Origin of the sequence: Haladaptatus sp. QDMS2 (assembly GCF_029338295.1) — an archaeon.
Classification (GTDB): domain Archaea; phylum Halobacteriota; class Halobacteria; order Halobacteriales; family Halococcaceae; genus QDMS2.
In genome coordinates, this window is the sequence record NZ_CP119791.1 from 2,105,504 (window position 1) to 2,127,507 (window position 22,004).

Below are 22,004 nucleotides of genomic sequence, written 5' to 3' on the forward strand. Positions count from 1 at the left end.
GCATTATTTCGAATTGAGTAGTGGGAAATAATGTGGGGAGGGAACGGAGAGTCGTCGATTGGAGCGTCCGCGCTGACCAGACAGTTCTTGCTCTTCCTCGTGGCGCTCGCCGTCTGGGTCACGCCGCTCGCCATCCTTCGCGTCGTGTTTTCGGCGGGCGACATCTCCGTCTCGGCTGTCGGCCTCGTCGTCGGCGTACTCATCGCCTACGCGCTCAGGCCGGCGTTCGTGGAAACCCGACAGACCGACCGAAACGAGTGACGCGACAAGTCAATCCACGCACGAGGTTTATTGTAGCTTCCAGAACAGGTTCGGGTATGCGCCGAAACTTCGGTCCGGAGGACACCGAGGACCACTCGCTCAAGTACGCCCTCCTCTTCGCGGCAGTATTTCTGTGGCTGGTGCCGACGATTATCCTCCGAGTCGTGTTTCACGCGAGCGACGCGCAGTTGCTGGTGGCGATGTTCGTCATCGGGTCCATCAGCTACTACATTTTCAAACCGCTGTTTAAACGGGTTCACGTCACTCACGGCGTAGACGACTAAGTCATCTCGGGAATCGAGACTTCGTCTTCCGGTTCGATTCTGGAGAGTCGCATCGCGTTGCCCGTCACCACCGTCGTCATGCCCACGTCGCCTGCGAGCACGGCGACGACGACGGAGACGAAGCCGAGGGGAATCCCGACGGCGAGCAGCGCCTTCACCGCGAGACTGCCCCAGATGTTCTGTCGGATGACGCCGTTTGCCTGGTGGGCGAGGTCGTAGAGGTAGGGCAGTTTCGAGAGGTCGTCGCCCATGAGCGCGATGTCCGCGGTTTCGATGGCGGTCGCAGAGCCCGCCGCGCCCATGGCGATGCCGACGGTGGCGGTGGCGAGCGCGGGCGCGTCGTTGATGCCGTCGCCGACCATCGCGACCGATTCGTACTCTGCGAGGAGAGCTTCGATTGCGTCCACCTTCTCCTCGGGGAGCAGGCTCGCGCGGAACTCGTCTACGCCCACCTCGCGGGCGACGGCCTCGGCTGTGCCCTCGTTGTCACCGGTGAGCATCACCGTTCGGACGCCGCGGTCTTTGAGTGCGGCGACCACCGCTTTCGCCTCGGGACGCACGGTGTCCGCGACGGCGATGAGACCTTCCAGGTCGTCTGCGGTTCCGATGAGCACCACCGTCTTCCCCTGGTCTTGCAGCCGGGGAATGGTGTCAGAGACGAGGTCGAGACAGCCCTCGCGCTCGCACTGGGCCTGCGTCTCGTGTGGAAGGTCGCCCGCGCCCGTGGTGAAGTGGACGTGGTCTAAATCGAACCCGAGGTCCTCGAACAGCGCGGGTTTGCCGGCGTAGTGGGTCTCGCCCCCGAGTTGGGCGCGCACGCCTTTGCCGGTCAGGCTCTCGAAGTCGTCGATATCAGCCGTGTACTCGGCGTCGATGTGCTCGGTGATGGCGGCGGCGATGGGGTGTTCGCTGCGCGATTCGACGCCATAGGCGCATTCGAGCACGTCGTCCGCCGAGTTGCCGTTGAGCGGGATGACGTCCGTGACCGAGAGTTTGCCCGTCGTCAGCGTGCCCGTCTTGTCGAAGGCGACGGTTTCGACCTCGCCCATCGCCTCCAGGTAATTACCACCCTTGATGAGCACGCCGTTTCGGGCGGCGCTCGTGACCCCCGAGACCACCGTGACGGGCGTCGAGATGACGAACGCACACGGGCAGGCGATGACCAGCAGCGCGATGCCGCGGACGAACCACTCGACCCACGGCGCGGCGAACAACAGCGGCGGAATCGCGGCGGTGAGAATCGCGGCCACGACCACGACGGGCGTGTAGTAGCCCGCAAATCGCTCGACGAACTGCTCGCGTTTGGTCTGTTTCTCCTGGGCGCTCTCGACGAGGTCGATGATGCGTGCGAGCGTGTTCTCGTCTGCTCGCGCCGTCACCTCGACTTCGAGATAGCCGGCTTCGTTCAGGGTGCCTGCGTACACCTCGTCACCCGGTTCCTTGTCGATAGGCACGCTCTCGCCTGTGATGGGAGCTTGGTTAACCGCGCTCTCACCCTCTACGACCGTGCCGTCGGTCGGAATCTTCTCACCCGGCTGGACGACGACGATGTCGCCTACGTCGAGTTCCTCCACCGACCGCTCGTGGGTGTGCCCGTCATGTTTGACCGTCGCCGTCTCGGGAGCGAGCGAAAACAGTTCTGCGAGCGAGGTGCGGGCGCGTTCGATGGACCGCCGTTCGAGCAACTCGGCGACGTTGAACAACACGGCAATCGACCCTGCTTCGACGAACAGGTTTTCTGCCGGAATGGCGAGCGTGACACCCGTTGCGGCGAGAATCGCGACGCTCATCAGGAAGTCGATGTCGAGGTTCAGGTTGCGCGCCGAGTAGTAGCCGTTTCGGAGGATGACCTGCCCGCCGACGACGATGGCCGTGAGAAACAGCAGGTCGGAGACGGTGAACTGGCGGGTGAGAACCGACGCGATAGCCACGTCGAAGCCAGCGAGCAGGAACTCGAAGACGAGTGCAAAGAGCAGGAACACCCCGCTGACGGCCGTCTTCTTCGCCCGGGTAGAGCGCCACACTGAGGTCGACGGTTCGTCTCTGGTCGCACCCACTTCGTCCAGATTCGCTACTTCGTAGCCCGCCCGGTCGAACGCAGCGAGCACCGCCTCTCGCGTCGTCTCGTCGGGGTCGAACACGACCTCCGCTTTGCCGGTCGTTGGGCGAAGGTCGTACTCGACGACGCCGACAACGTCGTCGAGCGCGTTACTAATCTTTCCGGCGCAGGAGGCACAGTCCATCTCGGGGACCGAAAGCGAGAGCTGCTCGCGATGGCCGTGTCCGTGGCCGGCAGGTGCGGAAGATTCCGCTGTCATTACCTGATTTTCGCGGTCGTTGCTTATTAATCAAGCTACCATTTCCACCACCTATATTAATAAATTTGGCGTTGGTGGGGGGGTTGAGTTAATAACTCGGGCTGCACTGGCGGGCAAACGCGCGACTTTTGGGTTTCCACGCCCAACCCCGGATATGGACCGGACGACGTCGGCCGTACTCGCGGTCATCCCCTTCCTCTTTCTGGGCATCGCAGACATCGTCTTGTTACTCGTCTGGGGGCTCGACCCACTCTGGGGATTCATGATTCTCCCGCCAATCCTCTTCATGAGCGTTCTCGCATGGATTGGCTTCAAAAGCGGCTTCATCGGCAAGACTGCCGACGAATCGCAGCGACCAAACTAAGAATGCGTGCTCAGCTTCCCTGTTCTGGAATCACGCCGACCTGCTGCATCAACGAGAGCCCGTCGGGAATCGCCCACGACTCGACGATTTTTCCGTCTTTGAATCTGAACTCGACGATGTCGTTCACTTCGATGGCCTTGTTGGACGCCGGGATGCCGTTGAGTTCGCCCGAGTGCATCCCCTTTGACGTCCCGCGCGTGACGACACGGTCGCCCTCTGCGATGACCTCGTTTATCGTGTAGTCCGTTTCCGAGAGACCTGCGTGAATGGCTCTGAAGTACTCCTTTATTCCTTCGGGGCCGATGATGTCGCCCTCTACTGTCGTATCGTGCCCAACGAATTCTGCGGCACAGAGGTCGTCTATCGTGTCGTACTCACCCCGCCAGAGGGTTTCGAGTGCGCGGCGTGCAACGTCCTTGTTCTGCTCTATCGATTGGTCTGTTGCCATGTTTGTCACCACTACTACAGACGACGACAGAGCGGATAGCCGTTGACCAACATCACGAAGCCGAGGACTGTCTCGGCGTCAGGAATCTGTCTGCTGGCGAACCCGCGCGACCACCGTTCCCACGCCCGCTCGGAGGGCCTCGCGTTTGACCAGGGCGAATCCACAGAAAATGGCGAGGAAGCCGAGAACGCTCTGGGCACTCACGAGCGACCCGAGCAGCGCGAAACTGAGCACCGTCGCCCAGACCGGTTCCAAGTAGCCGATGAGGTTGATCTGAATCGGGCCGAGGCGGTCTAACAGTTCGAAGTAGATGAAGAAGGCAACGGCTCCCGACCCAACTGCGAGGTACGCGAGCGAGAGGATACCGGTCTGCGTCCAGGCGATTTGCGCCATCGACTCGCCACGAGCGAGGGCGACGAGATGGAGTAACGCCGCGCCGAGCAGCATTCCCCACGCCTGAAGCGACTGCACAGGGAAGTCGGTGCGAATCGGTCGGGTGAGCACCGCACCGAGGGCGAAACACACCGAGGCGACGAACACGAGCGCGATGCCAAGGACGTTCGCCGTGAGCAGGTTTTGTGGGTCGGGGTTCGCGATGATGACGACACCGAGGAGGCCGAGACCGAGGCCGACGAGGCCCGGCAGACGCAGGCGCTCGCTCGGGAGCAGCGCACTCGCGAACACCGTCGTCAACACCGGCCCGAGGCTGATGATGACCGCCGCAATCGCCCCGGAGACGAACTGCTGACCGAGATACAGAAAGGCGTGGTGCCCGCCAATGAGAAAGCCACCCGAAATGCCCGCGATGAGCCACTCGGCTCGCGAGCGGGGTAGCCAGCGCGCAGTCGAACTCACCGCGTAGCCAAGCATGATGGCCCCCGCAATGTAGTACCTGAGCGCGGCGAACAACACCGGCGGGAAGAAGTCGAGACCGATTTCGATGGCCACGAACGACGCCCCCCAGAGCAGGCCGAGCAGGGCGAACAGCAGGGCGGTTAGATTGCGGCGCACACCGGCTGTTCTGCAAGCGGGACGAAAAAGGTGACTTCTGTGGCAAGAACATCGGGATTTGTGACGTAGAGTTGAAGAAACATCCAACACGAGGCGGCGGCCCGTTCTTTATATATCATGGCGGCGGAATGCAGGAATATCGGACATCCCGCATGAACACCGCCGACTATCTCACCCGTCTTGGGCTCGAACCGACTGTGGGTGACCCGCCGACACGCGACGCACTCGCCCGCCTCCAGCGTGCGCACGTCCAATCAGTTCCGTTCGAGAATCTGTCCATCACCGGCGACCCGTTCGGCGACCGACCGGGAAACGGCGTCTCGCTCGACGAGGCACACCTCTACGAGAAAATCGTCGGGCGTAATCGAGGCGGCTTCTGTTTCGAACTCAACGGTCTGTTCTGCTGGCTCCTCGCTGAACTCGGCTACGACGTGGACCGCTACGCCGCCCGCATCGCCAACGACGACGGGACGTTCGGGCCGCCTGCGGACCACCTCACCCTCGGCGTGGCGCTCGACCATCCCTACATCGTGGACGTAGGTCTCGGCATCCCAAAACTCCGCCAGCCGCTCCCCGCAGACGGCACGACAATCGCGGACGCCGCCGGCTTCGAGTGGCGGCTGGTCGAGAGCGACCGCCCCGACGCAGACTTCCTCTCTCAGTACCGAAAGCCCGGCCAGGAGGCGTGGCAAGACCGGTTCATCTTCGAGACGATTCCCCGGACGATGGGCTACTTCGAAGCCACCTGCGAACACTTCCAGAAAGCCCCCGACTCGCTGTTCAACCAATCCCCGTTCGTCATGCTTGCGACCGAGAACGGCCACGCGCGGCTGACCCCCGACACCTCCTCCGTGTCCGTGAAAGACGACGTGACTGAACGCACCATCGACCCAACGGAGTGGGAGACGCTCCTCGAACGCGAGTTCGGCATCGACACCGACGGCGTGACCGCGTGGTGACTCGCGGCAAACTCGTCAATCGGGCAGAACGCTTAACCACTTCTTCGCAGAGTCTCCACATACGAGAAAAATGGAGACCACCATCTCCGTACGAATCGACCCCCACGTCCACTCGGAGGGCTCATACGATGGCCGCGAACCGGTCGAGCTCATCCTCGAACACGCGAGCGAAATCGGGTTGGACGGCGTGGTCGTCACCGACCACGACACCATCGAAGAGTCGCGGAGAGCGGCGGAACTCGCCCCCGAGTTCGACCTCATCGGCATCCCCGGCGTCGAAGTCTCGACGAAAGCTGGCCACCTCCTCGCCATTGGCGTCGAGGAGTGCCCGCCGAAAGGCCAGTCCTTCGCCGAGACCGTCTCGCACATCCGCGACCTCGGCGGCATCGCCATCACCCCCCATCCATTCCAGCGCACCCGCCACGGCGTCAAAAAACGCAATCTCTCTGACTGCGACGGCATCGAAGTGTACAACTCCATGCTGTTCACCGGCTACCGGAATCGGCGGGCCCACAAATTCGCAGAGCGACGCGACTACCCGAAAATCGGCGCGAGCGACGCCCACTACCTCCCGAACATCGGCCGCGCCGTCACCGAGATTCACGTCGACGAATCCGAGGTGTCGTTCACCGAGGAAACCGTAGACGGCGACCGCCTCATCGACGCCATCCGCGAGGGCAACACCACGATTCACGGCAAACGAACCCCGATTCACAAAAGCGCCCGCCAGTACGCCATCGGCGCGAGCAAAAAGTCACTGTATCTGCTGACTTCGCAGTTGCCATTCCTGCCGACGATTCCGAGTGCGTTTGATCAGTGAGCAAATCCTGCGGATTTGCGAGTCTCGATTCAGCCTTGCTGAATCGTTGGTGAGCAATCACGAAGTGAAGATTTGAACCTCGGTCGCTCGCTATGCTCGCTCCCTGGTTCAAATCTCAATTGGTTGCATACAACTGTCCCAGCGTGCGAGCGACACAGCGGTAGCTCGCGGGTGTTGAAAGTTGAAAGACGCCGAGAGTGAGATTTGAACTCACGAGTCCGAGGGACAGTTGCTTTCGAGGCAACCGCCTTGGCCGGGCTAGGCTATCTCGGCTCTACCAGAGAGTTCCGGCGTGTTGCGTTTATCCGTTTCGATTTTTGCCGAGCGAAAACCATGAAAAGCGATAGACATAAACGGCCGCCGGACCCCGATGTGTGCATGGATATCACGGATGCGAGCGCGGAGTGCAACGCCGTGCTAGACGGCGTGAGCACCGCCGTCATCGCAGAGCGCGACTTTCTCGAAAGCGTCCTCATGGGTATTGTCGGGCAGGGCCACGTCCTCATCGAAGACGTGCCCGGGACGGGCAAGACCCTCACTGCCCGGAGCTTCGCGAAGGCGCTCGGCCTGTCGTTCTCGCGCATCCAGTTCACCCCGGACCTCCTCCCCTCTGACGTGACCGGGACGCACGTCTTCAACGAAGGCGACCGAACCTTCGAGTTCACGGAAGGCCCCATCTTCGCGAACGTCGTCCTCGCAGACGAAATCAACCGCGCCCCGCCCAAAACGCAGGCCGCTCTCCTCGAAGCCATGGAGGAAAAACAGGTCACCGTCGATGGGGACACCCACCAGCTTCCAGACCCCTTCTTCGTCATGGCGACGCAGAATCCAGTCGAGCAGGAGGGGACCTTCGCGCTCCCGGAAGCGCAGGTCGATCGCTTCGCGGTGAAAACGTCAATTGGCTATCCCGACGAGGACGGCGAGTTCGAGCTGCTCAAACGCCGGGCGGCCCGCCGCGTCCAGAGTCCCTCCGTCGAGCGCGTTCTCACGACCGAGCGCGTGCGTGACCTCCAGCGCGCCCCCGAGAACGTCCACGTGGACGACGACCTGCTGCGCTACATGGTCGCCATCTCACGAGAGACCCGAGCGGACCCGCGGGTCCGGATTGGCGTCTCCCCTCGCGGAACCCAGCGCCTGTTCGAAGCGGCCCGCGCCCGCGCGGTCATCGTTGGCCGCGAGTACGTCACTCCCGACGACGTGAAGCGAATCGCGCGCCCGGTGCTCGCCCACCGCGTCGTCCTCACGCCGGATGCGAAAATCAGCGACATCACGAAGGCGGAGATCATCGAAGACGTCCTCGAATCGGTGGCCGTACCGACTATCGACTGAGCCGACTACTCTCGAAGTACCGAGGTCAACATCAGCGCCCCGATGAGCAGGAGCACCAGCGCGGTCAGTGAGTTCGTCCCTGTCGCCAGTTCGAACACGCCGACTGCGAGCGTCCCGACGAGGAGTGCCACGACGAGGCTCCCACCCGCGTGAACGAGTTGCGCCCTTTTGGTTGCAGTTTCCCGACCGAGTTGCTCGCCGAGACTCACTGCGTTCTCGCCGACGTCCCAGGCCAGAATTGCCGCGCCCGCACCGAGGAGCGTAAGCGGAGTGGAGAACCCAGAAACTCCTGCCAGCAGAAGGGCGACGAACAGCACGCCCGCGCCGACGGTCACGCCGAGGCGTCGACCGCGCAGGACGCCGATACCCATGCTCACGAGTCCGGCGAGCGCGAGCAGCAGCGTCGCTGGGCCGGCGTAGGCCGCCACCAACACGGCGACGAGCGCGACCCCCATCGTGAGCACCCGTCCGAAATCAGGCGGCGTGCGGTCGATGTCGCTCATTGAGCCAGCCTCCGGGCCGCCTTCTCTAAGGTCGCCGGCAGCGACTCGTCACCCGGCCAGTCGATGACGCGAATCCCCACGGCGCGGAGGTTCGACAGTCGCGTCTGGCGTTCGATACGGGCGAGTCGCTGACCGGGCGTCTTCGTCGCCGTCGGGTCCGGACTGAGCACAGTCACGAGGTGGCCGTAGGCGTCGAATCGTCGGGCAAGCGAGGCGATATAATCGTCACACATCGGCGAGATGAGGACGAGTTGCGCGTGACCAGGCAATCGTTTTCGCAGTTGATTCACCCTGACCGAGGGATAGAACGGCTCCGTCGGCGGCGTCGGGGCGAGCGATTCGTGCGTCGAGAGTGCCTCTCGCACCCGGGCGCGGTGCTCGTCGTCGGCACGCGGCCCGAGCCACAGCGGCGTCGGCGAGAGCGTCGCCACCCCTACCTGGTCACCCGTCGCGAGCAGCGAGACGAAGGTGTGACTTGCGGCGTCGATACTCCGCTGAACTGCGGTTTCTGCCTCCGCGTTGGGCGCGAGGTAGGCCTCTTTGCGGGCGTCGATGAGGAGCACGACCGTCGCGGCGCGTTCCTCGCGGAATTCGAGCGTCGAGAGGCGACCGGTGCGCGCCTTCCGATTCCAGTCGATTCGACTGAGCGGGTCGCCCGACCGGTACTCGCGGGTGGCGAAGAACTCGATGCCCGAACCTCCAGTATCGGTTTCGACCTGCCCGGTATATTGGGAAGTCTGCGCCCGAAGCGGGAACGTCCCCACCGGCGGAAGTGGACTCACACAGCGAACCATCCTCTCGCAGGGAATCTGCACCGCGCGTTCGACCGTCCCCGGAAGGTTCCGCGCAAGAGCCAGAAGTGGGCGAAACTCGTGGCCACCGCGGACCGCCTCGACGGTGTACGAGAGCGTGACCGATTCGCCGGGCCGCAACGCGGTGGCGACCCGGGGCGACCCCGCAGTCACGTCGAGGCCCGCCGGCACGCCGTCAGTGAGTCGAAGGTCGACGAGCGGTACGGTCCCCTCGTTTCGCACAATCGTCGTGATTTCCACCTCGTCGCCGGGTTCCGGCGCGTCGGTTTCGACGGTTCTGTTCACGCTGAGTGACACCTGCGGCGCGGTTCGAAGCTGTGCGTAGGCGGCGAAGCCGACGCCGAGGACGCCAGCGAGCAACACCGCGGGTCTGTTCGACAGGACGCCGAGGGCTCCGGCGAGGAAAGCGACGACGCTCACGCCCGTCCACCGGCCCGTTTTCCGGTCGAGTATCTCACCGAGGTCAGGCAGTTCGTCCGGGTCAGGTCGAAGCTGTCTGCGCATTCACCTAGCCTCCGTGATGAGCCGGCGATTCAGCGCGTCGATGACGTGACGCGCGCGGCGCTGGAACGTCGATTCGCTGGTAATCGAGGTACTGAAAAAGCCGCCGAGGAACCCGCCGTCGTCCACGTCGGTCGCGAAAAAGGCGGCGGCGTAAACGTCGTCAGTCCACGTCCCTGCCTTCATCTGGGCTCTCGCTTGCTCCTCGGTGAGACCGCCATACCGGGTGAGGACGGCGACGGTCGCGTGTTCGAGACGGTCTCGCACTTCGTCGCGCCGACGTGCTCCGCGCATTCGGCCCATGGCACCGAGGTCGCCAAAGCCCTCGTCGAACGCCGTGCCCGGAATCGGAACGGGGTCCCTCCGCTCTACGACACGGGTCGTGGCAGCCTCTTCGGTGGATTTGAGTCGGTCCGTCGCTGCGCTCACCGCCTGAACGAGCGCCACCACGCCGAGGACGGTCACGATGATGTACGTCGGATTCGAGAAATCGATGAGGCCGGGGACGAACGCCGCCAAAATACCGAGCGACGCGGTGACCGCCCCGAGCAGAATGAACAGCGAGCGACCGACGCTCATACCGCGCCCTCGCCGTAGGTTCGTTCGATGCGCCGGAGTGCGCTCACCGCGCGAGATTCGCGCTCGTCGGTCGGCGTGTGGCCGCCGTAGCGAACCTCCTCGAACAGGCGCGTGAGTTCGGCCACGTCCGCCGATTCCATGCCCGCCGCAACCGCCGCGTCTGCGAACTCCGTCGGCGTGCTCGTCGCCGGGTTCGGCAGGTTGAGATGGTCGGTCATGGCCTTCCACGCGCGGTACACCTCGTTGTCAGGTTCACCGCCGTTTCGCTCGATGCGCCGGGCCGCTCGTCCGGCTACGGCACCGATTTCGCTCACGTCGACCTGCGGTGCGCCGGGGACCGTCTCCTCGTCCTCGTCGTCGCCCCGCACCGACTGCGTGTAGGCGAAGATGAACAACACGAGCACGATGCCGAAGATGATGGCGAACGCCGTCGGAACTGCGGGCTGGGTGGCAATCTGCGTGGCGTCTACCTCGCCCATGCTCCCGCCACCAGGAAGCTGGATGCTCCCGCCGTCTCCGAAGCCGCCGGAGCCGGAGCGAAGGTCGAACCCGCCCCCTTGCAGGAGAAAGTAGAGCAACACGGCGAGGAAGATGCCGACACCGAACACAGAGAGGGGGCCTTTGATGCCGTAATCACGGTAGAGCACGACGATGCCGACGACTGCGCCGACGATGATGAAGACGCCGACGAGCTGTGAGAGAAGTCGGTAGAACGGCGAAACGCTCGACTCTTCCTGGGGCTGGGGCGCAGGGCCGCCGAACGAGAACTCATCGTCGGAGCCGATGCCGATTTCGCTGGACCCGACACCAACTCCCGGGGAGGACTCTGCGGTTGCGTCGAGGTTCGCGGCCGCGACGGAGAGGGCGAGCACAGAGAGGAGGGCGATGGCGGCGAGCGCGACGTGCTGCCGATTCACAAAGCAAGTAGGCCGTGGGCGGAATTTAGACTTTTCCTATCTTTCTTCAAGGAGAGAATCCCGCCGTTCACGGCGGGCGTGAATCCGACATGGCACTGAGCAACCATCGACGAGTGCCCGCTGAAACCCAAACAGTTAGTACATGCCATGACGTGGGTGTTAACAAGGGTTACGTCGGCTCTCGGCACTTGCGCGGGAGTACGAGACGCGCTGAAACCAGCGTCCCGAATATTTCGGGGCGTCGGTTCCCACGGGTCGGTTCTGCAACCGACTGCGGGGTTCGCGTCGTTCGCCAGCACGGGAACCCGGCCTACGGGTCGGGGAAGTGTGACCGAACCGACCGTGCCGTGAGGCATGACCGCTTGGGAGAGAGACGCCCTGAGAAACCGGGCGTCGATGACTCGCTTGCGGATGGGAGCGCCCGTGACAGCGCCACAGGACGCTCCCGAGCGAGGGACGAAACCCGTCCCACCGACCTCGGGAGAAACGGTCCTGAAACCTGCTCGGCAACAGGCCGGGTTTCCTCCTGTGTGGGGAAGCCCCGTCGTTTACGACGGGGAGGATGCCACCACGCTAACAAGTTCGTTTTTCAGATGACATACGAGGCGGAAGCCCACGACTTTAGTCGTGGGAGGAAGCCGACATGGGGCTGAACTGCCGATACACGATTGCTTGGCCGGGTTTCGGTATGTTTAGGTATCATGGTAGCGTGTGACGTGGTAGTGCTGGCTTGCCACAAGTGCCGGTCGGTACGGGCCACGAGTAGGCTGGCCCCGAACTCGGGGACTGTGACCGCGAACGGGTTCGACTCCCGTTCCCCACGCGGGGATAGAGCGTGAGAACACCGGGAATTAAATCGGCGGGACAATCCCGGCCTCGGTCGGAGTGGGAGGCGTATGAAATCGCGCCCACGCCGAGGCAAGGACGGTAAGAGGAAGCCGAGCCTTCGACGGCGGACGAAGCGTGGGCCGAAACCCCCTCGCGGGAGGAAGCCCACGACTGAAGTCGTGGGTAGCTTACGCTTTCTCGACCCAGACGTTCACGTCGTCGCGGATGTGGTCCGGCACGTCGACGTCGTCGAACTCCTCCAGATGAATCGTGTACACCTCACCACGGGCGGTGATGTAGCCCGGTCCGAGACTCTGGAAGTGGGTTTCGAGGCCGTCGTCCCACTGCTCTGAGACGATGTGGCTGAGCATCGCGAACATCGCATCTTCCTCGGAGATGCCGTAGCGACCCTGCGATTCGACGATTTTCACGCTACACGTTGGACACTGGTGAATCTCGTAGCCGTCGGTCGTGGCGAAAATCTCTTCTTCGAAGTCGATGGCTGCGAGGCGTTCGTCCATCCGACCGTGAGCCTCACAGACCGCCTTTTCCTCGGGCTGGTCGCCGATGTAGAGTGGCGTGTAGTCGCCTTGCATGTCCGAGGCTTCGCCCGGGCAAGTAACTGCGTTGTGGTCTTGAATCGAAATCTATCGACGCTCAGTGGCAAATCGAGTCGAGGAATGCGGAATCCAGGTGCTCCGTGACCAGCCTCGCTGCCTGGTCTGCGGGGTCGTTCTGCGCCCCAGTTCCCTCAGGTGGGGACTCCCCTGCCGACGAAAACACCGCTTCAACGAACCCACGCCGGAGCGACTCGTTTTCGAACAGGCCGTGCAGGTACGTCCCGAGCACGCGGTCGGTGGCCGCGCTCTCCGAGCCGAGGGGTTGGGAGACTGACCCCACTGCCGTCGTCCGGCCCATGTGGATTTCGTAACCGGTTGCCGAACCAGACGCCCCAGCGAGGAGGCCGTTTCCTTCGACCGAAACGGTCGCCCGCGTCACACGCTTTTCGGGGCGGAATTCGGTCGTCACCGGGAGCAGGCCAACGCCGGGGAGTTCGCCCCGCTCGCTCGTGCTCTCGATTTCGACGTTCGTGAGACGTTCGCCGAGCATCTGGAAGCCCCCGCAGATGCCGACCACCGGCCCGTCGAAAGCGCGGAGTCGCTCGTCGAATCTGGCCCCACGGAGCGCGAGCAAATCGTCCACCGTGTTCTTCGTCCCCGGGAGCACGACGGCGTCGGCCTTCGAGAGCGAGGAATCGAGCGGGAGGAACGCGATACGGACGCCCGGTTCGGCCGCGAGCGGTTCGAGGTCGGTGAAATTCGAGATGCGGGGGAGTCGCGGGACGGCAATCGTGATTGCATCCGACTCGGAAACGCCGTCGTCTGCGCCCCAGGTTGCCAACTCGCCTTCAACGGGGAGCGAGACGCTGTCCTCTTCCGGGAGGCCGGGGTCGTCGTAGGGCAGCACGCCGAGACAGGGGATGTCCGTTCTGGCTTCCAGTTCTTCGAGACCGGAATCGAGGAGACTCGGGTCGCCTCGGAATTTGGTGATGGCCGTTCCGACGACGCGCTCGCGGAGGTCCGCGGGCATGAGTTCGAGCGTCCCGTAGAGGCTGGCGAACACGCCGCCGCGTTCGATGTCGCCGAGCAAGAGGATGTCCGCGTCCGCGAACTGCGCCGTCTCGCGGTTGGCGAGGTCGCGCGCTGCGAGGTTGATTTCGGCGATGCTGCCCGCGCCCTCGGCGACGATGACGTCGCGTTCTGCGGCGAGGCGAGCGAAGGACTCCTCGGCCGCGGCGCGGGCGCGTTGCCACCCGGATTCGTAGTACGCACCCGCCTCGAAATTCCCCACTGGCTCGCCCTGAATCACGAGTTGCGACTGACCGTCACCCCGCGGTTTGAGCAGGACCGGGTTCATGTCCGTCGTCGGCGGGACGCGGGCGGCGCGAGCCTGAACGTACTGGGAGACGCCAATCTCGCCCCAGTCCCCATTCGGCGAAAGGGCCACACGGGCGTTGTTGCTCATATTCTGGGCCTTGAACGGGGCGACCGAGACGCCAGCGTCGGCGAGGGCGCGACACAGACCCGCCGCGACGGTGCTCTTGCCAACGTGACTCGCCGTTCCGGCCACCAGGATGGTTCGCGTCAATACTCCGTCCCACGCCGGGCGCGCTGGCTGGCGTCGAAGGGGTGTTTGTGCTTTTTCACCTCGGTCACGAGGTCCGCCGCGTCGAAGACGTACTCGGGCGGTTCGTGGCCCCCGGTGAGGACGAGTTCGAGGTTCGGCGGTTTGTTCTCCGCGAGCGCGACCACGGCGTCCGGGTCCACGAGCCCGCGATTTGCCGCGTACAGCACCTCGTCTAAGATGAGCATGTGGACGCCCGCTTCGGGGTCGTCGTCGAATGCGAGCGGCCCCTCGAGGTTGGCGTCCGCGGTCGCCCAGCACAGTTCTCGCGCCCGGTCGAGCCCGGCCCTGGCGCGGGCGGCGTGGTCGTCGTCGTCGCTGCCGTCGAGGAAGCCGTGCCAGCCGTAACTCCCGGACGTTTCGTAACTGAACCCGGGGAAGGCGTCGATGGCGTTGTACTCCCCGCGAACGTCCTCGACGCTCGACGCCCCGCCTTTCATGAACTGCAGAAAGTGGACGCGATAGCCGTGGCCGGCGGCGCGAAAGCCCATGCCGAGGGCGGCGGTGGTCTTTCCCTTCCCGTCGCCCCACCACACCTGCACCAGGCCGAACTCCTCGGGGGCGCTCGGTTCGATGGCACGGGCAGTTGGAGTACGGCCTTTGCCGGGTGTGTTTTCTAGCTGGTCGTCTCTCGTCGGTGGGTTCGAGTCTGAATCAGTCATCGTTCTGTGGGTCGAAGGTAGTCGCTCTATCCGCTGTCACGACGCCGTATTTCGCGTCGTCGACGCTCTCTGGCATCGGTTTCTCGGGGTCGTCCGCGTACCGGGCCGTGAGGGCTGCCTGCACGGCTTCTCGAACGCAGGCTCTCGCCGCGCGTCCGACGGCCGTCGCGCTCCCCGCGAAGGTGGCTTCCTCACCGGCGGGGTCGCTGCCGACGACGACGGCGTCTGTGGTCGTCCCCGTGAAGCCAGTCTCTGCGAGGAGAGTGGCGGTCTTCGCTTCAACCACCACGGCGAGCAGGGTGGCCAGCGCGTCGTCCGCGAGCGCCCGGTCGGTGCAGAGGACGACGTTCACCGTTCCCGCCTCGGGTTCAGCGGTCGGAGCGGACGGCGCTCCCGAGGGGTCCATCGGCAGGGTCGCCGGGTTCGAAACCCCGGCGGTCGCGTAGGCGACGACGCCGTCCAGTCGCGCACCCCGGAGGTGCGCCATATCGACGCCGGTTAGTAGTGTCGGGCCGGTCTCGTGGAACTCAGCGCGCTTCCGACGGGCTTTGGTGTATTCGTCGAGGTCGGTCCGTTCCCATCCCTCCGGAACGCTCACGTTGAACGCGGCGTCTGCCGTCTCGTAGCCGCCGTTCCAGCCCGTCGAGAGCCACCGCGCACCCGGCTGGCGAACGCGAAGCACGCCCTCCCGGACGGTCGGGTCAAACATCGAGCACCTCGAGCAGTTCGTCGTTTTCGTCGGGGAGGCGAACCGCCACCCGGACGTGCGAGTCGAGGCCGCGAAACGTCGTCGCGTCGCGGATGGCGATGCCGTGCGAGAGCGCGTGTTCGAGAAGGTCAGTCACGTCCCGGTCGCCCACGTCGAGGAGCAGGTACGGCGCGTCCGAGGGATGGACGGTGAACTTCTCGCCGAGTGCCGACGCCATGCGGTCGCGTTCGCTCGCCACGCGCACTCTCGTCTCCGCGACGAACGCAGTCTGGCGCATGCAGAACGCACCCACGTCGAGAGCTGGCGTACCCATGTTCCAGGACCGCCGGGCGGCGAGCAGCGAGTCAAGCAGGTCACCCTCGGCCACCGCGAATCCGGCGCGGATGCCGGGCAGGCCGAACAGTTTGGTGAGCGACCGGGCGACGACGACGCCCGGTTCACCCGCGAGCGACGGGTGGTCGGTGAACCCGAGAAACGCCTCGTCTACGAGCAGAGGCGTCCCGGCATCCCGACACCGCACCGCGAACTCTCGCAAACAGGCCGGGTCGACCGCCTCGCCCGTCGGATTGTTCGGGGTACAGCAGACAGCGAGAGCGTGGCCCATGGGGTCGGCGGCGAGCAGTTCGTCGTGAGGAACGTGCGAGACAGTCGCTCCCTGCAATCGCACCTCGCGGGCGTATTCGCCGAAACTCGGGTACGGCACGAGTACGGAGTCGCCCGGCGAGACGGTGCACTCGATGGCCAGTCGAATCGCCGCGAGACCGCCGGGCGTCGGGACGACCTGCGACGCGTCGCACCCGACGTACGCGGCGGCCGCCTCGCGGCACTCCGCGGGCGGTTCCTGCGGATACGTTCGGGCGCGTTCGAGGGCGGCAGCGTACACCTCGCGAACGCCCGACGGGACGAGCGGGTTCGTGTTCGCGCTGAAGTCCAGCACGTCGGGGTCGTCGCTGCTCCCGTGGGGCACCCGACCCGTCGCCCGGACGGCCTCAGGGTCCATCCTCACCCACCAGTCGGTCGTAGCACGCGACGATTCGGTCGCGGACGTCGGCCATCGAAACGCCCCGTTCTGCAGCCAGCGCGAGCGCCCCGCCCATGCCAGCACCCTCCTTCGCGACGCCCGCCCGGTAGTGGTCGAAGGCGACGTGGTCGCCCGCTGGGAATCCAGGGTCGGTGACGGTGCAGTCGAGGTCGAGCGCGGCCGCCGCCCCGACCACGTCTGCGGAGGAGTCTGCGGCCACGAACGAGGTGGTCGCGAGTTCGAGCGGCGCGTCGATACCGGCGTGTCGAACCAGCGCCGCCGCCGCAATCTGCTGGGTGCCGCCGGCGAGCGTGACCCGCGCCCCCGGTCGAGCGCGCCTACGGCGAGGCCGGCGACGGCAGCGAGCATCGGGTCGCCCATGCGTTCTACGGCCCGAATCGGGTCGCCCGCGCAGTCCCCGGGTTCGAGGTCGCTGGCGCGAAGGCCCGCTTCGACCACCCGCTCTTTCAGCGATTGCGGGTTTTCTGGAAGCGACGACGAAGTCGAATGCGGTTCGCCAAGCGCGGTGAGCACCCCGAGTGCCGTCGTCGTCCCGCCCGGAATGGACTCGCCGACGACGAGGTGGTCGTCAGTCAACGACCGGCCGAGTTCCACGCCACATTCGTAGACGGCGTGGGCGTTCGAGACGGGTTCGGGGTCCCGAATATCGCCACCCGGACGGTTGCCGAGGGAGACGGTCGGCGCGCCCGTCGGCGCGGCGAGGCCCGCATCGCAGACGAGCAGCGGGAAGTCGGTCCACTCGCGCACCGCTCTGGTCACGATGGCCGGAGTCGGACAGCCGTCGGGGCTGACCGGGACGACCGGGGCGAGCGCAGGCTGGCCGTAGGCGAGCAATTCTGCGTCCGCCGCGGGCGTGTGGGCCATCAGCGTCCGGGTTGCGCCCGCCGCGCTGATACCCTCGATGCGTGCCGTCTCGGTCGCGGCACAGACGAGAAGGAACCTCACAGCCACGCCTCCGCAATCTGGGCGTCCGTCGGTCGATTCACGTTCACTGCCAGTCGATGGTCGTTGGTGAGCATCATGCGTTCATCGTCGGTCGGGGCGACCACGTTCACGCCCGTCGGCGCGACCGGGCCCCCCTCGTGGTCGAAAGTCAGGTCGGCGCTCACGCCGAGACGCGCTTTGAGCGCGGCGGGGACGCAGACGGTGAGCGACTCGCCGGTGAATTGGTCAAGGACGGTGTCTACGGCAACTCCCGAAAGGAGCGGGAGGTCGGCCGCGACGGTGAGAACGGGTTTCGACACCCGCTCCAGCGCGTAGCCGAGGTCGGAAACGTAGCCCTCGCCGGGGGCACGAATCTGCGGCAAGTCGTCGAGATGGCGTGCGGTTTCGGGCGTGTGCGGCGAGACGACGGCGACGACGCGGTCGACGCGGCTTTCGTCGAGGGCGGCGACGACGCAGTCTACCATTCTCGTCCCACAGATTTTGTAGAGTGGTTTTTCGACGTCGGCGTTGAGGCGGGTACCCCGACCGCCGCACATCACCAGTGCGTCCACGCAATCACCCCCGCGTGAAGCGCGACGACGCGCACGAGTTCGTTCGTCGCGCCGAGCACGTCGCCACTGACACCGCCGAGCGTCCGGGTCGCCCACCAGAACAGGGCGAGTGCGGCCCCGAGACCGGCGACAAGCGAGACAGCTCCCGCCAGATTCGGCCACGAGAGGGCGGCCACCGGGAGTGCGACGAGCAGTGGAATGACCGCAGACCAGGGGCCGAGCGGCGCGGTGAGCGTCGAGCCGAGACCCTCGTGGGGAGCCGTGCCGAGACACGCGACGAGAACCATCCCGAGTTTCGCCGCCACCTCGGCGACGACGACGAGCGAGAGCGCCCGGAGGGGAAGCGACGCCAGCGAGAACGCGGCGGTGGCGAGGCCGAGGAAGACGACGGCGACGGCGAGCACCGCACCCACGCCGACGGTCGTATCGCGCATGACCTCGCGGCGGCGTTCGGGGCCGCCGTGGACCGCGAGCGCGTCGCCGAGGTCGGCCACCCCGTCTGCGTGATTGACACCGGTGACGAGCAGCACCCAGCAGACGAAACAGAACGCGACCGTCGCGGGCGGGAGCGGCGCGAGGAAGGGGAGTGTGAGCAACGCGCCGAGGACGTAGCCAGCGAGCGGGAAGGCGACCGGCGTCCGGACGAACGCCTCCCACGCGGCACCCGTCTGGCCGACGGGTAGTTGCGAGAGAAAGCCGAGCGCACCACGGAGCGCGGTCAGAACCACACGGCCACCCCGGCGAGGAGAAAGGCGAGTGTGCAGGCGAGTGAGACGAGACGAATCCCACGGTTCGCCGTCTCGGCGGATGGAAGCGGCGCGTCAGGGTTCAGCGTGTACGCCTCGGGTTTGTGCAGTCGTGTGTTCGTGGCGACGGCGAGCGTGGCCATCGGCCACCCGGAATTGGGCGACGGCGGGGTTCGCGCCCACCGACGGGCCGCGGCGAGGGCGCGGAGGTTCCGGGCGGCGAGGGCGAGCAACACCGCGCTCAGGCGGGCAGGCACCCACATCACCGCGTCGTCGAGTCGCGCACTGGCCCAGCCGTGGGGTTTCGACGGGTAGCCGAGCATCGAATCGAGCGTGTTCACCGCCTTCACCCAGACAGCAGCGGCGACGCCGAGTGCGAGCGACACCTGTGCGCCGACGGCGAACGCGAGCAGTGGCGCGACGAGGCCGTCGGCGACGTTCTCGGCAGCGCTCTCGACGGCCCCACTTCTGAGTTCGGCAGCGCCGAGCGTGGTCGTGTCCCGCCCGACGAGGCCGCGAATCTGTTCGCGCGCGCGAGGCGAGTCGGTGTCTATCGCTTCGACGACGTCGCTGGCGAGACCGACGAGCATCGAACGACTCGTGACCGAGAATAGCCAGCAGCCGGCGACCGTGGCGGCGAGGAGTTCCGTTTCGAGGGCAGCGATGCTGGCGAAGGCGACCGCGGCCGCTGCCAGCGGCAGGAGCGTCGCAATCGCCGTCCCGACGAGTTTCGGGGCGGGCCAGGCGCGGTCGAGCGGGGCGACAAGCCGGCCGAACAGCGCCACGGGGTGGACGCGACTCGGCGGCTCCGCGAAGAGCGCGTCGAGCGCGAAGGCGAGTCCCACGACGAGTGCGGCCGGCCAGCCCATCAGCGTTCCACCAGCCAGTCTGGGAATTCGGTGAGGGGGACGTCGTCTAATAGAACGGCGGTCGCGCCAGCGTCCGCGGCCCCGCCGTCTGTCTCCGGGTCGTCGCCGACGTGAACCAGTTCGGTGAAGGGGGCGTCGAGCATCCGAGCGACGGATTCGAACGCTCTGGCGTCGGGTTTGCGCCAGCCACACCCGAGACTCGTCACGATGGCGTCGAATCGCTGTGAGTCGAGGTCAGAGCGGACGAGCGCCCGGCGAGCGAGTCCCGGTACGCTACAGTTAGAGAGGACGCCGACCGGGCCGTATTCGCGGGCGGCGGCGACGGCTTCGACCGCGCCCGGTCGGGTGGTCACCTCGGGGTCGAACGCGGCGACGAGCGCCCGGCGAACCACGTTCCCGTGGCCGTCCCCGCCCGCCCGGAAGTCCACACCGCGACTGCGCAGCGCGGCGTTTACGTGTGCGGGAAGCGGCACCTCCGCACCGGGCGGGGCGTCTATGTGGACCTCGTGGTAGGCGTCTTCCCAGTCGTCGGGGACGGAGACGTTTCGCGTTTCGAGTTCTGCGGCCACCGCCGCCGCGGGGTCGTTCGGGTACGTCACCGAGACGAGCGTCCCGAACAGGTCGAACGAGACGGTCATCGACCCCTCCGGCGAGGGACGGTTCGTCGTCGAGTCGGGTGCCTGCGTTGGGTCACGGTTGTCTGTTACTCACCCCGTTGTACAATAAAAATGCACCTACCGCAAGCTGAGTTGTTCTTCTGCCGTCACGTCGCGTGTCCCCACGCCACAAACCTTTCGACGCTGCTCCACCGAGACCTATGAAATGGGAGCTACGACGGGCGCGGTGGGGCGGTCGGACGCCGTCAGAATCTGCGCCGGGCCGGAGACGAGAGACCGGGCACGAGCCCTCGCCTCACGGATCCGTGAGGCGACGGACGTGCCGGTGTTCGAAGTCGGCTCGACCGGTCTCGCGGGTATCGAACCGCTCGTCCTCGTCACCCGCGAGGGGGAGACGGCGTTCTACGAAGCGCCAACTGACGAACGACTGGAGAAACTCGCGGAATCACTCGACGCCTCACACGAGGATGCGGATGCCGCCGTCGACCACGACCCGGCGCGAGAGACACTGCCCCTGCCCGAGACGGGGCCACTCGCCGTCGGAACTCGGCGCGTCCTCGCGCGGTGTGGCTGGGCGGCCCCGGGTGCGCCAGCAGACGCAGGCGAGTTCGTTTTCGAGAGAATCGACGACGAGACGGCCGACACAGTCCGCAACTGTGGCCTGCTCGGGCGGGGACGCGGCGACGGCAGCACAGACCAGCCGATTGCGACGGCGTGGGACCTCGCCCGCGAGGCCGAGGGCGACCCGGTCGTCGTCGTGAACGGCAACGAAAGCGACGCGCGAAATCACACCGACCACCTCCTGCTCGAAAGTGACCCGCTTGCCGTTCTCGACGGCGCACTCACCGTCGCAAACTTGGTCGGCGGTGACGATCCGGCCGACGTGGTCGTCTACCTGAACGAATCGGAGACGCTGGCCCAGGAGCGCGTTCGGGCAGCAGTGGAGGCGCTCGCAGACGAACGCGACCTCGATGGGATTCCAGAGGTAGTCGCCGGCCCCGATCGCTTCATCGCCGGCGAGATGACGATGGCGCTGGAGGCGATGGAAGGGAAAAACCGGTTGGAAGCACGGCTTCGACCGCCGACTCCCGCGGAGGTTGGCCTGTACGGGCGACCCACCGTCATTCACACCCCGCGGACGCTCGCGCAGGTGCGCGAGGCGGTTCGCTCGCCCGATACGTTCGACCCTGAGGCGGCCGACCCGGGGACGCGACTCGTGACCGTCTCTGGCGACGTGGACGCTCCGGCGACGGTCGAACTGCCGACGACGGCCTCGCTGTCGGCCGCCCGGGATGCAGTGACCGTCGACGGGCCGCTCAAACTCGCCTGCGTCGGCGGACAGTTCGGCGGCCTGACCGACACCCTCTCCCACGAGGTGAGCGCCCCCGCGTTGGCGCGGGCGAATCTCGGAACCGACGGCGCGGTCGAACTGTTCGGCGAGCACACCTGTCCCGTGGCACTCGCGGGGACGCGGACGCGCTTTGCCTACGAGGAGAATTGTGGGCGCTGTGTCCCGTGTCGCGAGGGTTCGACGCAACTCGTGAACCTGCTGCGCGACGTGTACGACGGCCAATATGCGAGAGCGAAGATACAGGAACTGGCCCGCGTCATGCGCGAAACGAGTACCTGCGACTTCGGGCGGATGGCCTCCCGCCCGGCGACCACCGCAATGGCCACCTTCGAGGCCGACTTCGTCGCACACGCCGAGGGCCGCTGCCCGAGTGGCGTCTGCGAGGGGATGTGAG

General features: G+C 65.8%; 23 protein-coding genes, 1 tRNA gene and 1 pseudogene. 7 read left to right on the top strand and 18 right to left on the bottom strand.

Annotation, left to right across the window (positions count from 1 at the left end; translation table 11 throughout):
* The first annotated feature begins 30 nt into the window (after positions 1 to 30).
* Positions 31 to 261 (top strand): hypothetical protein, encoded by a 231-nt coding sequence (locus P1M51_RS11460; RefSeq protein ID WP_276248343.1) that lies wholly within the window; start codon positions 31 to 33, stop codon positions 259 to 261.
* A gap of 56 nt (positions 262 to 317) precedes the next feature.
* The gene (locus P1M51_RS11465; RefSeq protein ID WP_276248344.1) at positions 318 to 545 is read left to right on the top strand and encodes a hypothetical protein; all 228 of its coding nucleotides are present in this window, start codon (positions 318 to 320) and stop codon (positions 543 to 545) included.
* Here P1M51_RS11465 and P1M51_RS11470 read toward each other — a convergent pair.
* Positions 542 to 2,863: a cation-translocating P-type ATPase gene (locus P1M51_RS11470; protein WP_276248345.1), complete on the bottom strand. Its 2,322-nt coding sequence runs from the start codon at positions 2,861 to 2,863 to the stop codon at positions 542 to 544. The two genes, P1M51_RS11465 and P1M51_RS11470, sit on opposite strands and share 4 nt — an antisense overlap.
* Positions 2,864 to 3,017: 154 nt before the next feature.
* On the opposite strand from P1M51_RS11470, the gene P1M51_RS11475 reads away from it, so the two are divergent.
* Complete coding sequence (locus tag P1M51_RS11475) at positions 3,018 to 3,227, top strand: hypothetical protein (RefSeq protein ID WP_276248346.1); 210 nt, start codon at positions 3,018 to 3,020, stop codon at positions 3,225 to 3,227.
* Positions 3,228 to 3,237: 10 nt separating this feature from the next.
* Here P1M51_RS11475 and P1M51_RS11480 read toward each other — a convergent pair whose 3' ends face one another.
* Together P1M51_RS11480 and P1M51_RS11485 are read right to left on the bottom strand one after the other, a co-directional pair.
* On the bottom strand, positions 3,238 to 3,675 hold the full coding sequence (locus tag P1M51_RS11480) for an ester cyclase (protein ID WP_276248347.1): 438 nt from the start codon (positions 3,673 to 3,675) through the stop codon (positions 3,238 to 3,240).
* A gap of 78 nt (positions 3,676 to 3,753) precedes the next feature.
* Entirely contained in the window at positions 3,754 to 4,686 is a 933-nt protein-coding gene (locus P1M51_RS11485) for a DMT family transporter (RefSeq protein ID WP_276274467.1), read from the bottom strand.
* A 152-nt stretch (positions 4,687 to 4,838) separates the two neighbouring features.
* Between P1M51_RS11485 and P1M51_RS11490 the strand changes: the two genes are divergently transcribed.
* Positions 4,839 to 5,645 (top strand): arylamine N-acetyltransferase, encoded by an 807-nt coding sequence (locus P1M51_RS11490; RefSeq protein ID WP_276274468.1) that lies wholly within the window; start codon positions 4,839 to 4,841, stop codon positions 5,643 to 5,645.
* Positions 5,646 to 5,715: 70 nt separating this feature from the next.
* A complete protein-coding gene (locus P1M51_RS11495) occupies positions 5,716 to 6,465 on the top strand; it encodes a PHP domain-containing protein (RefSeq protein ID WP_276274469.1) in 750 nt (249 codons plus the stop codon).
* Positions 6,466 to 6,654: 189 nt separating this feature from the next.
* On the opposite strand, the gene P1M51_RS11500 is transcribed toward P1M51_RS11495, so the two are convergent.
* Positions 6,655 to 6,738: transfer RNA gene (locus P1M51_RS11500), tRNA-Ser, on the bottom strand.
* Between the two features lie 105 nt (positions 6,739 to 6,843).
* Here P1M51_RS11500 and P1M51_RS11505 point away from each other — a divergent pair.
* On the top strand, positions 6,844 to 7,794 hold the full coding sequence (locus P1M51_RS11505) for a MoxR family ATPase (protein WP_276274470.1): 951 nt from the start codon (positions 6,844 to 6,846) through the stop codon (positions 7,792 to 7,794).
* A 5-nt stretch (positions 7,795 to 7,799) separates the two neighbouring features.
* Here the strand turns inward: P1M51_RS11505 and P1M51_RS11510 are convergent, their stop codons facing one another.
* The 14 genes and pseudogenes from P1M51_RS11510 to P1M51_RS11575 all read right to left on the bottom strand — a co-directional run bounded on the left by P1M51_RS11510 (position 7,800) and on the right by P1M51_RS11575 (position 20,280).
* The gene (locus tag P1M51_RS11510; protein ID WP_276274471.1) at positions 7,800 to 8,297 is read right to left on the bottom strand and encodes a hypothetical protein; all 498 of its coding nucleotides are present in this window, start codon (positions 8,295 to 8,297) and stop codon (positions 7,800 to 7,802) included.
* Entirely contained in the window at positions 8,294 to 9,613 is a 1,320-nt protein-coding gene (locus P1M51_RS11515; RefSeq protein ID WP_276274472.1) for a DUF58 domain-containing protein, read from the bottom strand. The genes P1M51_RS11510 and P1M51_RS11515 overlap by 4 nt, the downstream gene beginning before the upstream one ends.
* Entirely contained in the window at positions 9,614 to 10,189 is a 576-nt protein-coding gene (locus P1M51_RS11520; RefSeq protein WP_276274473.1) for a hypothetical protein, read from the bottom strand.
* Positions 10,186 to 11,106: a DUF4129 domain-containing protein gene (locus P1M51_RS11525; protein WP_276274474.1), complete on the bottom strand. Its 921-nt coding sequence runs from the start codon at positions 11,104 to 11,106 to the stop codon at positions 10,186 to 10,188. Before P1M51_RS11525 ends, P1M51_RS11520 begins: the two co-directional genes overlap by 4 nt.
* A 1,016-nt stretch (positions 11,107 to 12,122) precedes the next feature.
* Positions 12,123 to 12,530 (bottom strand): hypothetical protein, encoded by a 408-nt coding sequence (locus P1M51_RS11530; RefSeq protein WP_276274475.1) that lies wholly within the window; start codon positions 12,528 to 12,530, stop codon positions 12,123 to 12,125.
* Between the two features lie 61 nt (positions 12,531 to 12,591).
* Positions 12,592 to 14,082, bottom strand: coding sequence for a cobyric acid synthase (locus tag P1M51_RS11535; protein ID WP_276274476.1), 1,491 nt, complete (start codon positions 14,080 to 14,082; stop codon positions 12,592 to 12,594).
* Positions 14,079 to 14,780: a cob(I)yrinic acid a,c-diamide adenosyltransferase gene (locus tag P1M51_RS11540; RefSeq protein ID WP_276274477.1), complete on the bottom strand. Its 702-nt coding sequence runs from the start codon at positions 14,778 to 14,780 to the stop codon at positions 14,079 to 14,081. Before P1M51_RS11540 ends, P1M51_RS11535 begins: the two co-directional genes overlap by 4 nt.
* Entirely contained in the window at positions 14,773 to 15,489 is a 717-nt protein-coding gene (locus P1M51_RS11545) for an adenosylcobinamide amidohydrolase (RefSeq protein ID WP_276274478.1), read from the bottom strand. Before P1M51_RS11545 ends, P1M51_RS11540 begins: the two co-directional genes overlap by 8 nt.
* Complete coding sequence (locus tag P1M51_RS11550) at positions 15,482 to 16,489, bottom strand: threonine-phosphate decarboxylase (RefSeq protein WP_276274479.1); 1,008 nt, start codon at positions 16,487 to 16,489, stop codon at positions 15,482 to 15,484. The genes P1M51_RS11545 and P1M51_RS11550 overlap by 8 nt, the downstream gene beginning before the upstream one ends.
* Positions 16,479 to 17,476, bottom strand: a pseudogene (cobT, locus tag P1M51_RS11555) (nicotinate mononucleotide-dependent phosphoribosyltransferase CobT). The gene P1M51_RS11550 and the pseudogene cobT overlap by 11 nt, the downstream one beginning before the upstream one ends.
* Positions 17,473 to 18,012, bottom strand: a complete 540-nt coding sequence (locus tag P1M51_RS11560) for an NTP transferase domain-containing protein (protein ID WP_276274978.1) — start codon at positions 18,010 to 18,012, stop codon at positions 17,473 to 17,475. The pseudogene cobT and the gene P1M51_RS11560 overlap by 4 nt, the downstream one beginning before the upstream one ends.
* On the bottom strand, positions 18,012 to 18,755 hold the full coding sequence (gene cobS / locus P1M51_RS11565; protein ID WP_276274480.1) for an adenosylcobinamide-GDP ribazoletransferase: 744 nt from the start codon (positions 18,753 to 18,755) through the stop codon (positions 18,012 to 18,014). The genes P1M51_RS11560 and cobS overlap by 1 nt, the downstream gene beginning before the upstream one ends.
* Positions 18,746 to 19,642: an adenosylcobinamide-phosphate synthase CbiB gene (gene cbiB, locus P1M51_RS11570; protein ID WP_276274481.1), complete on the bottom strand. Its 897-nt coding sequence runs from the start codon at positions 19,640 to 19,642 to the stop codon at positions 18,746 to 18,748. The genes cobS and cbiB overlap by 10 nt, the downstream gene beginning before the upstream one ends.
* Entirely contained in the window at positions 19,642 to 20,280 is a 639-nt protein-coding gene (locus P1M51_RS11575; protein ID WP_276274482.1) for an HAD family hydrolase, read from the bottom strand. Before P1M51_RS11575 ends, cbiB begins: the two co-directional genes overlap by 1 nt.
* A 184-nt stretch (positions 20,281 to 20,464) precedes the next feature.
* On the opposite strand from P1M51_RS11575, the gene P1M51_RS11580 reads away from it, so the two are divergent.
* Positions 20,465 to 22,003 (top strand): NADH-ubiquinone oxidoreductase-F iron-sulfur binding region domain-containing protein, encoded by a 1,539-nt coding sequence (locus tag P1M51_RS11580; protein ID WP_276274483.1) that lies wholly within the window; start codon positions 20,465 to 20,467, stop codon positions 22,001 to 22,003.
* The last annotated feature ends 1 nt before the right edge of the window (position 22,004 follow it).